The organism is Azonexus sp. GW821-FHT04F04 (assembly GCF_059420025.1).
This window is the reverse complement of record NZ_JBWKSX010000001.1, coordinates 40,253-53,260: the sequence shown is the minus strand read 5'-3', so window position 1 is coordinate 53,260 and position 13,008 is coordinate 40,253. Positions and strand designations below refer to the sequence as shown.

Annotated in this window: 9 protein-coding genes; 5 read left to right on the top strand and 4 right to left on the bottom strand. The window is 64.4% G+C overall.

Annotation, left to right across the window (positions count from 1 at the left end; all coding sequences use genetic code 11):
* The first annotated feature begins 18 nt into the window (after positions 1 to 18).
* A complete protein-coding gene (locus tag AC07TV_RS00255; protein ID WP_494646388.1) occupies positions 19 to 513 on the top strand; it encodes a carboxymuconolactone decarboxylase family protein in 495 nt (164 codons plus the stop codon).
* A 371-nt stretch (positions 514 to 884) separates the two neighbouring features.
* Here the strand turns inward: AC07TV_RS00255 and AC07TV_RS00250 are convergent, their stop codons facing one another.
* From AC07TV_RS00250 to AC07TV_RS00235, 4 genes are all read right to left on the bottom strand, one after another.
* Positions 885 to 1,967: an ADP-ribosylglycohydrolase family protein gene (locus AC07TV_RS00250; RefSeq protein ID WP_494646387.1), complete on the bottom strand. Its 1,083-nt coding sequence runs from the start codon at positions 1,965 to 1,967 to the stop codon at positions 885 to 887.
* Entirely contained in the window at positions 1,964 to 2,839 is an 876-nt protein-coding gene (yghU, locus tag AC07TV_RS00245; RefSeq protein ID WP_494646386.1) for a glutathione-dependent disulfide-bond oxidoreductase, read from the bottom strand. The genes AC07TV_RS00250 and yghU overlap by 4 nt, the downstream gene beginning before the upstream one ends.
* Before the next feature lie 173 nt (positions 2,840 to 3,012).
* Positions 3,013 to 5,034 (bottom strand): sensor histidine kinase, encoded by a 2,022-nt coding sequence (locus tag AC07TV_RS00240; RefSeq protein ID WP_494646385.1) that lies wholly within the window; start codon positions 5,032 to 5,034, stop codon positions 3,013 to 3,015.
* A complete protein-coding gene (locus AC07TV_RS00235; RefSeq protein ID WP_494647365.1) occupies positions 5,013 to 6,371 on the bottom strand; it encodes a sigma-54-dependent transcriptional regulator in 1,359 nt (452 codons plus the stop codon). The genes AC07TV_RS00240 and AC07TV_RS00235 overlap by 22 nt, the downstream gene beginning before the upstream one ends.
* 288 nt (positions 6,372 to 6,659) lie before the next feature.
* On the opposite strand from AC07TV_RS00235, the gene AC07TV_RS00230 reads away from it, so the two are divergent.
* The 4 genes from AC07TV_RS00230 to AC07TV_RS00215 all read left to right on the top strand — a co-directional run bounded on the left by AC07TV_RS00230 (position 6,660) and on the right by AC07TV_RS00215 (position 12,941).
* Entirely contained in the window at positions 6,660 to 7,529 is an 870-nt protein-coding gene (locus tag AC07TV_RS00230) for a putative selenate ABC transporter substrate-binding protein (RefSeq protein WP_494646384.1), read from the top strand.
* A complete protein-coding gene (locus AC07TV_RS00225) occupies positions 7,526 to 8,380 on the top strand; it encodes a phosphonate ABC transporter ATP-binding protein (RefSeq protein WP_494646383.1) in 855 nt (284 codons plus the stop codon). The genes AC07TV_RS00230 and AC07TV_RS00225 overlap by 4 nt, the downstream gene beginning before the upstream one ends.
* Entirely contained in the window at positions 8,371 to 9,927 is a 1,557-nt protein-coding gene (gene phnE / locus AC07TV_RS00220; protein ID WP_494646382.1) for a phosphonate ABC transporter, permease protein PhnE, read from the top strand. Before AC07TV_RS00225 ends, phnE begins: the two co-directional genes overlap by 10 nt.
* A 197-nt stretch (positions 9,928 to 10,124) precedes the next feature.
* Positions 10,125 to 12,941, top strand: a complete 2,817-nt coding sequence (locus AC07TV_RS00215; RefSeq protein ID WP_494646381.1) for a type I restriction endonuclease subunit R — start codon at positions 10,125 to 10,127, stop codon at positions 12,939 to 12,941.
* Positions 12,942 to 13,008: the final 67 nt, after the last annotated feature.

Sequence of the window (13,008 nt, the reverse complement as noted above, 5' to 3'; positions counted from 1 at the left end):
AAAGGAAAGAAAACGATCATGACCCATCACCATTCCCCATCCCGCCTGAATTACATGCAACAGTCGCCTGAACTGGTCAAGAAGCTCATGGATCTCAGCATGGCCATCGCCGATAGCGGCATTGAGCAAGGGCTTTCCTGTCTTGTGGATATCCGTGCCTCGCAGATGAATGGCTGTGCGTTCTGCCTGGACATGCACGTTAAGGAAGCCAAGCTACAAGGCGAACGCGAGTTGCGTCTGCATCACGTGGCAATATGGCGCGAGTCCCCGCTGTTCAGTCCCAAGGAACGCGCCGCGCTGGCTTTCACCGAGGCGCTGACTCAGATCGCGCCAACCGGTATCTCCGACGAGCTCTACGCCGAGATATGCGAACATTTCAGCGAAAAGGAGCTCTCGACGCTGACCTTTCTCGTGATGAGTATCAACGCCTGGAACCGTGCCAACGTGGCTTTCCGCACCACGCCCGGTGCACACGACAAGGCCTTCGGTCTGGACAAGGCCGGGCTTACCTGAGCAGACGAACGAGCGGACCGGGCAATGCAGCGAGATCATTAGACTGTTCTGCAACAACTGGATCATGAGCTGAAGTTTCGCGCTCACGCCACCGCTTGGATCGACAATGCTGTGATTGAAACACCTTTTCGATATTGGTTGCCGCAATGGACGCTATCATCAGGTGCGTCGGTCAGCACAAGACGAAAAGCCGACATAATCCATTTATAAATACGGGCATTCACTGCCTCAAAGTGCTAGTGGCCGGTCTGTACTCAGAACCGGCCACTTTTCATTGAGGATGCCACCAACCGCATTGGCCGAAATCCCGCCTCGGCAGCCGCTAATCCAAGGCGGCAACACAGTCAGCAACTGCCCTCTTCAACGCCCCGCTACTCAACCATCTGTTTCGCCAGTCGTCCCGCCAGATCCAGCAACTCCCCGCTATTTTCCAGACCATCAAGGAAGCGCCGGGGAATTCCCGAGAGGCCGGTTTGGGCGCCGGTCAGGGCGCCGGCGAGGATGGCGCGGGACTGGTTTTGGCCGCCGCCGTTGATGGCGTGGAGCACGGCTGATTCGAAGTCGTCGTGAAAGCGGGTGGCCAGGTAGTAGGCGGCCGGGAACTGGTGGTAGACGGCGCAGGGCAGGCCGTAGACGAGGGAGACTTTCCAGGCGGGTTCGATGTGGATGTCGGGGTCGGTCGCGGCCAGGGCAATCGATGACTGGCTGAGCAGGGCGTCTGGCGAGGGGAAGTGTCCGGCGGTTGGCGCTTCGGGCTGGCCGGCTTGCGGTGCCTGCAGGTTGCCGCTGGTGACGGTGTGGAAGGGTAGTTCGCCGGATTTGACCCGGGCCATCAGTTTGCCCGAGATGTTGGCATCGAGTTTCTGCCCTTCAACCAGCATGCCGAGGACGGCGCCGAAGGCGACGGTCATTGCCATGACCGTTCCGTCTGTTTGTGTCAGCGCCGTGTTCCGGCTGACGGCCGCGGCGAGTTGTGCCGGCTGCAGGGCGTAGCGGATGGCGATGGCGAGGGTGCGTTCGGCGGCTTCGGTGGTGTCGGCGTTGCCGGCTACCTGCCCCCAGGGCAAGCCGGATTTCACCCGCAGGCGCCAGGCTTCGCGGATCGACTGGCTGGTGTAGCCGCCCGGTCCGTTCATCGGTGTGCCGTCAAGCTGGGGGAAGAGTTCGTCGTCGAGGCGCCGGCAGAAGTCGGCTTCGTCGTAGCGGCCGCTATCGACGAGCGACTGGACGGTGAGGCGCAGCAGGACGCCTGATTGTGAAAGCTGCCCGGCTTGCATGCCGGCGTGGTAGCGCCCGGGTTTGGGGGCGCTGTAGTCGCTGATCCACTGGCCATAATCGGCATGGAGTTGGTCCAGATCGTAGTACCAGTGCGGGCCGAGGGCCAGGGCGTCGCCGATGAAGGCGCCGAGCAGGGCGCCCATGGCGCGATCTTCAAGGGAGTGGGCGGGCATCATGGCCGGGCTTGCAGTTTGTCTTGCGTCCGGGTGGCGAAATCGCTCGCGTCGTGGCGCTCGTGAAGTTGCTCTTCGAGTGGCCCGGTCACCCGGTTGACCATGCGGCCGCGTTTGGCGGCGGGACGCTGGGCGATGTCGTCGGCCCAGCGAATGACGTGGGTGTATTGATCGACCTGCAGGAATTCGCCGGCCTCGTAGAGCTGGCCTTTGGCCAGGGCGCCGTACCAGGGCCAGATGGCCATGTCGGCGATGCTGTAGTCGTCGCCGCCGACGTAGGAGTTGTCGGCCAGCCGGCGGTTGAGGACGTCCATCTGGCGTTTGACTTCCATGGCGAAGCGGTCGATGGCGTATTCGATTTTGCTCGGCGCGTAGGCATAGAAATGGCCGAAGCCGCCGCCGAGGAACGGGCCGCTGCCCATCTGCCAGAACAGCCAGGACAGGCATTCGGCGCGGCGGGCCGGGTCGGTCGGCACGAAGGCGCCGAATTTTTCGGCCAGGTAGAGCAGGATCGATCCGGATTCGAAGACCCGGACCGGTTCGGGGCCGCTGCAGTCGAGCAGGGCGGGGATCTTGGAATTGGGGTTCACCTCGACGAAACCGCTGCCGAACTGATCGCCTTCGGTGATGCGGATCAGCCAGGCATCGTATTCGGCGCCGGCATGGCCAAGGGCGAGCAATTCTTCGAGCATGAGCGTGACCTTGACGCCATTGGGCGTGGCCAGCGAATAGAGCTGCAGCGGGTGTTTGCCGCGCGGCAAGGCTTGCTCATGGGTCGCACCGGCAATCGGCCGGTTGATGTTGGCGAAACGGCCGCCGTTGGCTTTGTCCCAGGTCCAGATTCTGGGTGGGGTGTAAGTGGTCGGGTCGGACATGGGGGCTTTCTCGGACTGATTGTTGTCGCAACTTGGGACAGCGGGGGGCGGGGAACAGTTCATTGGCTAAACGAAACCCGTCCCCGGCCCTCCCCTGGTCAGGGGAGGAGTGAAGGATTTCAATTTTGGCCGTTTTTTACGTTTCACGTAGTAAACCCGGTTGACCGTGGCAATCAGCCCAGCGGTTCGCAGCGCAGCCAGACGGTGAAGCGGGCGCCGGCGGCGGGGGCGCTGGTCGCCGTCAGGTGGCCGCCGTAGCGTTCGATGAGGTTCTTGCTGACCCACAGGCCGAGGCCGTTGCCGCCGGGCTTCTTGGCCGTGAAGAAGGGTTCGAACAGGTGCTCGAGGTCGGCCTTGCTGATGCCCGGGCCGGAGTCCTCGACATAGAGCTGGATGCCGACCGGCATGTCGGCTTCGTCCCAGTCGTCGACGGCGATTTTCAGGACGCCGCCGTCAGGCATGGCCTGGATGGCGTTGACCAGCAGGTTGATGACGACTTGCTGCAGCTCGTTCTTGTTGCAGATGATCTGGCGGGTCGAATCGACCTGCTGTTCGATGGCGATGTTGCCGGTCTTCAACAGGTGACGAACGAGGAGCAGGCTGTCCTGGATGAGTTGGGCCGGGTCGGTCGGTTCGAGATAGCCGACGTAATCCTGCGGCCGGGCGAATTGGAGCAGTTTGGCGACGATCAGCCGGATGCGCTGGACCTGTTCGTGGATCAGCTTGATTTCAGGCGCGACGGGTTCGGCCTGCGGGCCGAGCAGGTCGCGCAGGACATCGAGGTTGCCCTGGATGACGGCGATCGGGTTGTTGATCTCGTGGGCGATGCCGGCGGTCAGCTGGCCGATGGCGGCGAGTTTTTCGTTCATGACCAGTTGCGACTGGGCGGCCTTGAGGTCGGCCACGGCCTGTTCCAGTTCGGCTGTGCGTTCCGCCACCTTGACGTCGAGCGAGGCGCCCCAGCGTTTGAGCGAGGTGGCCTGGGCCTGCAGGCGGTCGAGCATGCGGTCGAAGTGGGCGGCGACGACGCCGAGTTCATCCTGGCTGGCCACCGCGCCGACGCGGGCTTCGTCCTGGCCGTTTTCGATGGCATGCATGGTGGCGTGCATGCGCTCGATCGGCTTGAAAACACGACGCGCCCAGAGCACGGCAAAGACGCCGGCGATCAACATGGCCAGCCCGAAGAGCACGATGACGACGGCAAAGGCCTGCTGGCGGGCATCGACGAATGGGCCTTCGAGGAAGCCGACGTAGAGCATGCCGATCCGTTGCTGGCGGCTGTCGAGCAGCGGTTCGTAAGCCGAGACGTACCAGTCGCTGACGACGAAGGCGCGATCCAGCCAGGTCTGGCCGGCGCCGAGCACGGTGTCGTGGACGGCCTGCGAAACGCGCGTGCCGATGGCCCGGGTGTCGCCAAACAGCCGGACGTTGGTGGCGACGCGCACGTCGTCGAGAAACAGCGTCGCCGTGCCGGCGCTGCCGAAGGGCAGGGCGCCTTCGGGGTACACGATGGCGTTTAGGCGGTCGATGAAATCGAGATTCTTGTTGAGCAGCACACCGCCGGTCAGGACGCCGATCAGCCGGCCCTCGGCATCGTGCACCGGGGCGGCCGAGTGGATGACCAGGCCGCGCGTTTCTGCCTCGCGCGGGTCGGGACGGGCATTGGGCGTGGCGACGATGGGCGTGCGGGCGCGGGCGGCCAGCTCGGGGCTGATGGTGAACAGTTGGGGGGCAGAGAACACTTCCGTTTCGGTGCTCGCCTTGCCTTCGAGTGCGGCGGCGATCACCGACCAGGTGGCGGCATCCTGTTTGCTACGGTCAACGTCAAAAAAGTGCAAAAAATCGAGTTTGTATTCGAGCTGCGTCGAGTCGAGCAGGCTGGCGACGACTTGTTCCGGCTGGCCGTGCGCGTTGCGCAGGGTGCGCGCCAGCCGTTCGGAGGCGGCCAGGCTGGCCACCGAGCGGCCGACGCCATCGGTCACCCGTTCGAAATAGCCGTGGGCGACGGCAAGGTCGGAGCGCACCTTGGTGACCAGCAGACGGTCGAGATAATCGCCGCCCCAATAGGCCAGCGCAGCCATCGTCAGCGGCAGCACGATGCCGAGAGGGATGAGCGCCAGCAGCAGGAGCCGGGCGCGGATCGAGCGCCGGATCGGCGGGGTCTCCGGGGGAGTCAGATTCCCCAGGCCTGACACTTGCGGTCCATCGTCTTGCGCGAGATGCCGAGCCGGCGGCTGGCTTCGGACTTGTTGCCGTCGCTGGCGGCGAGCACGGCGAGAATGTGGCGTTTTTCGACGGCTTCGAGGGTCTCGGCGTTGCTCGAAATGGCCGTGATGCCGATTTCCGGTTCGCTGCCGATGTCGAACCAGCCGAGGATCAGCGAGCGTTCGACCAGATTGCGCAGCTCGCGCACATTGCCCGGCCAGTCGTAATCGGCCATCCGGGCCAGGGTGCGCGGGTCGAGGCTGAGCGGCGGCACGCCGAGGCTGGGGGTGAGCAGGGCCATGAAATGCTCGACGAGCAGCGGGATGTCCTCCGGCCGGTCGCGCAGCGGCGGCAGCGTGACTTCGAGCACCTGCAGCCGGTAGTAGAGATCGGGCCGGAAGCGCTGGGCGGCGACTTCGGCTTTGAGATCGCGGTTGGTGGCGGCGATGACGCGCACGTCGACGGCGATTTCCTGTTCCGAGCCGACCGGCCGGATGCGTCTTTCCTCCAGCGCGCGGAGCAGCTTGGCCTGTGCGGCAAGCGGCAGTTCGGAGATTTCATCGAGGAACAGCGTGCCGCCGCGGGCGTAATAGAAGAGGCCTTCGCGGCTTTGCGCGGCGCCGGTGTAGGCGCCCTTGACGTGGCCGAACAGCTCGGATTCGATGAGTTCGGCCGAAATCGCCGCGCAATTGACCGGCACGAAGGGGCCGCCGGCGCGCGGGCTCATGCGATGCACGGCACGCGCGGCGACTTCCTTGCCCGTGCCGGATTCGCCGCTGAGCAGCACGGTGGCCGGGGTCGGGGCGATGCGCTTGAGGCGTTCGCAGACTCTGAACATGGCTTCCGACTGACCGATGACACCTTCGATGTCGGCCGAGTTGGTGCTCACTTCGCGACGCAGCACGAAGTTTTCGCGGGCTAGGCTGGAACGTTCGAAACAGCGCTGGATGGCATTGAGCACCTGGGCCAGCGAGAAGGGCTTGAGCAGGAAGTCTGCGGCACCGGCGCGCAGGGCATCGATGGCGGTATCGAGATCGGCGTAGGCGGTCATCAGCACGACGTCGCCGACATAACCCTCGTCGCGCAGCTCGTGCAGCCAGTCGATGCCGGACAGGCCGGGCAGCGCGATGTCGAGGACGATCAGGTCGTAATGGCTGCGGCTGACCATCGGTCGCGCCTGCTCGACGCTGCCGGCGCAATCGGCAACGCCGCAACGGGTGCTGAGCGCGCGTTGCATGAAGCTCTGCATGCCTGGCTCATCGTCGACGATAAGCACCGAGTATTGCTGCCAGGGGGCGGCGTGATGGCTTGGATTTGTCTCGTCCATGATCGTTATTTTGGTGATTTCCGGCTGATTTTCGCATGCCTCGGCAGCCGGGTGGCGGGTCATTTTGTCTGCCCGGTGCGCCGAAATGTCGCAACGCCGGGCCGGCTATTTCGATTTTGGCCGTTTTTTCCGGTCGACCGTAGCAGGCACCGAAATTGCTGCGACCAAGCGCCGGCTATAATGCCGGCGCGCGGTCTGAGTACCGCATTGAAGAGGTGGCACCCCGGTGCCTTGTAAGCTGCCGTGACATCCGCACGGCGGCGGTTGCTGGACAAAACGGAGTACAAAATGAAATTTTCCACCCTGCGCCGCATGGCGCTCAAGGGCGCGGTCGCCTGCGCTGCCATCACTGCCATCCCGGCCTTTGCCGCCGACGCCATTCTGCGCGTTTCGGCCATTCCCGACGAAGCGCCGACCGAGTTGCAACGCAAGTTCGCCCCGCTCGGCAAATACCTCGAAGCGCAGACCGGCATGAAGGTCGTGTTCACCCCGGTGACCGATTACGCGGCCGTTGTCGAGTCGCTGGCTACAAAGAAAATCGACCTCGCCTGGCTCGGCGGCTTCACCTTCGTGCAGGCCAAAATCCGCACCAACGGCACGGCCATCCCCATCGCCCAGCGCGAGGAGGATGCCAAGTTCACCTCCAAATTCATCACCGCCGACCCGGCCATCAAGGCGCTGGCCGATCTGAAGGGCAAGACCTTCGCCTTCGGCGCGCCGTCGTCGACCTCGGGCAGCCTGATGCCGCGCTTCTTCCTGCAACAGGCCGGGCTGAACCCGGAAAAGGATTTCAAGAACGTCGCCTTCTCGGGCGCCCATGACGCCACCGTCGCCTTCGTCGCCGCCGGCAAGGCTGAAGCCGGCGTGTTGAACGCCTCGGTCTGGGACAAACTGGTTGAGCAGAAGAAGGTCGATACCGACAAGGTCCGTGTCTTCGCCACGACGCCGCCGTACTTCGATTACAACTGGACGGTGCGCGGCGATCTCGATCCGGTTGTTATCAAGAAACTGACCGACGCCTTCCTCAAGCTCGATCCGGCCAACCCGGAACACAAGGAAATCCTCGCCCTGCAACGCGCCGCCAGGTTCATCCCGACCAAGAAGGAGAACTATGACGGCATCGAAAAGGCAGCGCACGCCGCCGGCTTGTTGAAGTGAGTTTTGCCTTGAATGGCGTGGGGCTGACCCACGCCAATGGTTTTGCCGCGCTCAGGGAGATCACGCTCAAGGCGGAAAAGGGCGAGCGCATCGCCCTGATCGGCCCTTCCGGCGCAGGCAAGACCTCGCTGCTTTCCGTGCTCGGCACGGCGCTGGCGCCGACGGCCGGCACGGCCGACATTTTGGATTTTGGCCAAAATATCTCCCCCAAGGGGACTTCCTTCGGGGCGCGGTTGACCGTGGAACTGGCCAAACTGCGCGCCCGCATCGGCACCGTCCATCAAGCGCCGCCGATTCCCGGTCGGCAGCGTGTCGTGACGGCGGTTTTGGCCGGCAAGCTCGGCCAATGGCCGGCCTGGAAGTCGCTGGCCTCGCTGCTCTATCCGCTCGATGTGCCGGGTGCCCGTGCCGCGCTCGAACGCGTCGATCTGGCCGACAAGCTGTTCGCCCGTTGCGACCAGCTGTCCGGTGGCCAGCTGCAGCGCGTCGGCATCGCCCGCGTGCTCTACCAGCAGCCTGAACTGATCCTCGCCGACGAGCCGGTCTCCGCCCTCGACCCGACGCTGGCCCTGGCCACCATCCGGTTGCTGATTGCCGAAGCCGAAGCGCGCGGCGCAACGCTGGTCGCCAGCCTGCATGCGGTCGATCTGGCCATCGGCAATTTTTCGCGCATCGTCGGCGTCAAGGCCGGGCGCATCGCCTTCGACCTGCCGGCCAGCGAAGTCAGCGTGCCGATGCTGCACGAGCTGTATGCCAGTGAAGGTGACGAACTGCCGGTGCAGGCGCACGAGCAGCACTTCCAGCCGCCAGCCGCCGCCAACGAGGCGGCCACCCGCGCTGCATGCTGCTGAATCCGGCCGATCGCGACCCGGCGGCACGTGGCCGCCTGATCGGCGTGCTGGCCACGCTGGTCATCCTCTGGCCGCTCTTTCAGGCCGCCGAGGTCAAGCCCGGCGTGCTGTTCGACCCCGGCAACCTCAAAGTCATCGGCAACTTCCTGGCCGGCTTCCTGCCGCCCGAAACCGGCGCCGAATTCATGGGCTACCTCGCCAAGGCAACGCTCGAAACGCTGGCCATCGCCACGGCCGGCATGGCGCTGGCCTTCCTGATCGCCGTGCCGATGGGCTATCTGGCCACCGGCGCCGGGCGCGAAAAGGCGACGCTCAACCCCGTCACGCGCAGCCTGCTGACCATCCTGCGCGGCATTCCCGAGCTGGTCTGGGCGCTCGTTTTTGTCCGCGTCTTCGGCCTCGGCCCGGCCGCCGGCGTGCTGGCGCTGGGCCTGACTTACGGCGGCATGCTGGCCAAGGTCTATGCCGAAATCCTCGAATCGGTCGATGCCGCCCCGGCCCGGGCGCTCCGCCACAACGGCGCCGGCCGGCCGCTGGCCATCCTCTACGGGCTGATTCCGCAGGCTTCGAAGGAGCTGGCCTCGTACACGGTTTATCGCTGGGAATGCGCCATCCGCGCCTCGGTCGTCATGGGCTTCGTCGGCGCCGGCGGCCTCGGCCAGCTCATGGATCAGGCCATGAAAATGCTCAACGGCGGCGAGGCGGCGACCATCCTGCTCGCTTTCATGGTCCTCGTTTTTGCTGCCGACGGTTTTTCGGGCTGGCTGCGCCGGGCGCTCGACACGCCGCCGGCCAACCGCGCTTCGCCCTTCGGCTGGCGCAGCGGCGGGCTCGGGCTGGCGCTGGTCGTCGGCATCGTCGCCAGTTTCAGCTATTTGGAAATTGGCCTGAAATCCCTGTTGACCGTGGAAGCCGCCCGCAGCATCGGCGAATTCGTTGCCGGCTTCTTCCCGCCCGACCTGTCGGCCGAGTGGCTGGGCAAAGTTGGCCAGGGAATCTGGGAAACGCTGGCCATCTCGGTCGTCGGCACCCTGCTTGCCGCCGTCGCCGGCCTGCTGCTCGCCCTGCCCAAATGGCGCGCGCCGTTCAGCTTCCTGCTCAACACCCTGCGCTCGGTGCCGGAACTGGTCTGGGCCACCATCACCGCGCTCGCCGTCGGCCTCGGTCCCTTCGCCGGCGCGCTGGCGCTGGCCCTGCATACCGCCGGCGTCCTTGGCCGCCTCTACGCCGAAGCCCTCGACAACGCCCCGCCAGCTCCCGGTCAGGCCCTGCGTCTGGCCGGCGCGCCGGGCGGCTTCGCCTTCCTCTACGGCACCTTGCCCGGCGCCGCCCCGCAGCTCATCGCCTACACGCTTTACCGCTGGGAAATGAACATCCGCATGGCCGCCATCCTCGGTTTCGTCGGCGCCGGCGGCCTCGGCCAACTGCTCTATTTCGAACTCTCGCTGTTCCACCACGCGCAGGCGTCGACGGTCATCATCGCCATGCTTCTCCTGTCGATAGCCGTCGATCAATCCAGTGCGTGGTTGCGTCGGGCCATGCGCTGAACCGGTCAAAAGATTTCATTTTTGGCCAAAATTTCCGGTTGACCGTAGCAAGCTGTCGGCAAGGCACCCATCCGGGATCGACTCCTCCCCCTTCAAGGGGGAGGTTGGGTGGGGGATGGGTGCCTCGCCATCCATCCAGCATCCGAGCACCCCAGTTCAGCTATCATCGCCGGATTGCCCATAGCGCCCAGCCGCCCATGACTGCCAACCAGAACCCGGAACAACAAGCCCGCGACCGCATCGATGCGCAACTGCGCGCCGCCGGCTGGTCAGTGCAGAAGAAAATCGATTTTTCCGCTGGCGCCGGGCAGGCCGTGCGCGAATGGCACACCGACGCCGGCCCCGCCGACTACGTGCTGTTTGTTGATCGCAAGGCGGTCGGCGTCATCGAAGCCAAGCGCGAGGAAGAAGGCCAGCACCTGACCGTGCACGAAACGCAAACCGAAGGCTACGCCGCCGCCAAACTCAAGTGGGTCAACAACCAGCTGCCGCTGCCCTTCCTCTACGAAGCCACCGGCATCGTCACCCGCTTTACCGACGCCCGCGACCCCAAGCCGCGTTCGCGTGAAATCTTCAGCTTCCACCGTCCGGAAACCCTGCGCGACTGGCTGACTGAGGGCGACAGCCTGCGCGCCCGCCTCGCCGAACTGCCGCCGCTCAACCCGGAAGACCTGCCCGCCGCCCAGCTGCGCCTGCGCGACTGCCAGGAAACGGCCATCACCAACCTCGAACAATCCTTCCGCGAAGCGCGGCCGCGCGCGCTCATTCAAATGGCCACCGGTGCCGGCAAAACCTACACCGCCATCACCAGCATCTACCGCCTGCTCAAGCACGCCGACGCCAAACGCGTCCTCTTCCTGGTCGACACAAAGAACCTCGGCGAACAGGCCGAGCAGGAAATGATGGCCTACGTGCCGATCGACGATAACCGCAAATTCACCGAGCTTTACACGGTGCAGCGGCTCAAAAGCAGCTTCGTCGACAAGGGCGCCGACGTCTGCATCTCCACCATCCAGCGCCTCTATTCGCTGCTGCAAGACAAGGAACTCGACGAAGCCGCCGAAGAAATCAACCCGGCCGAGCTGACCCAGCCGAAAGCCCCGGCCCCCGTCGCCTACAACGCCAAGATCCCGCCCGAATTCTTCGATTTCATCTTCATCGACGAATGCCACCGCAGCATCTACAACCTCTGGCAGCAGGTGCTCGACTACTTCGACGCCAGCCTGATCGGCCTCACCGCGACGCCCGACAACCGCACCTACGGCTTCTTCAAGAAGAATGTCGTCAGCGACTACAGCCATGAAAAAGCCGTCGCCGACGGCGTCAATGTCGGCAACGAGATTTACCTGATCGACACCCGCATCACCCAGCAAGGCGCCGTCATCGCCGCCGAACAGCAGGTTGAAAAACGCGAACGCCTGACCCGCAAGAAGCGTTGGGAACAGCAGGACGAAGACGCCGCCTACACCGCCACCCAGCTCGACCGCGACATCGTCAACCCGGACCAGATCCGCACCGTCATCCGCGCCTTCCGCGACAACCTGCCGGCCATCTTCCCCGGCCGCGACGAAGTGCCCAAGACCCTGATCTTCGCCAAGACCGACAGTCACGCCGACGACATCATCAACACCGTGCGCGAGGAATTCGGCGAAGGCAACGCCTTCTGCAAGAAAGTCACCTACCGCGCCGCGCAGGATAAAAATCTGCCAAATGGTACGGTCGACCGTGGCGAAGACCCCAAATCCATCCTCGCCCAGTTCCGCAACGAATATCACCCGCGCATCGCTGTCACCGTCGACATGATCGCCACTGGCACGGACGTCAAGCCGCTCGAATGCCTGCTCTTCATGCGCGACGTCAAAAGCCGCAATTACTTTGAGCAGATGAAAGGCCGCGGCACCCGCACGCTGGACATGGACGACCTCAAAAAGGTCACGCCCAGCGCCAAAACCGCCAAGACCCACTACGTCATCGTCGACGCCATCGGCGTCACCAAATCGCTGAAGACCGCCAGCCAGCCGCTCATCACCAAGCCCGGCGTGCCGCTCAAGGATTTGGCCATGGGCATCCTGATGGGCGCCACCGATACCGACAGCGTCTCCTCACTGGCCGGCCGTCTCGCCCGCCTCAACAAGCAGCTCGACGCCGACGACCAGCGCCGTCTGCGCGAAGCAGCCGGCGGCGTCGAACTCAGCCACCTGGTCAGCAAGCTGTTCAACGCCATCGACGGCGACCTCATCGAAGCCCGCGCCCTCGAACTGGCAAACCTGCCCATCGGCAACGACCCCGGCGACACCCTGCGCGACCAAGCCCAGCAACAACTCGTCGGCGAAGCGGCGGCGCTGATGAATGGCGAATTCATCGAACTGATCGACACCATCCGCCGCGAAAAAGAACAAACCATCGACCACGACAATCTGGATGGCGTCACCTACGCCGGCTGGAGCAAGGACAGCGCCGCCAACGCCGAGGCCCTGACCGACGAATTCGCCGACTGGCTGGCGGCGAATCGTGACGAAATCGAGGCGCTCACTATCTTCTTCGCCCAACCCTGGCGCCGGCGCGAAGTCACCTTGAAACTGGTGCGCCAAGTCCTCGACAAGCTCAAAGCCGACAAACCCAAACTCGCCCCGCTGCGCATCTGGCAAGCCTACGGCCAGCTCGACGGCTACAATGGTGCCCCGCCCGAACAGGAACTGACCGCGCTGGTCGCCCTGATCCGCCGCGTCTGCGGCCTGGACGCTCAAATCACCCCGTTCGCCGACACCGTGCGCAAGAACTTCCAGACCTGGATCATGCAGCACCACGCCGGCGGCGCCGACAAATTCAACGACGAACAAATGAACTGGCTACGCATGCTCCGCGACCATATCGCCCACTCCTGCCACGTCGACCGCAGCGACCTCGACTACAGCCCCTTCGACGCCCAGGGCGGGCTGGGAAAGATGTGGCAACTGTTCGGCGAGGGCTTGGACCCGTTGCTGGACGAGCTGAATGAGGCGTTGGTGGCGTGATGGAGTTTGGGGAATTGCCGGAGGGTTGGCTGCGGGCCAAGCTCTCTGATGTTATTGAACCTCGGGG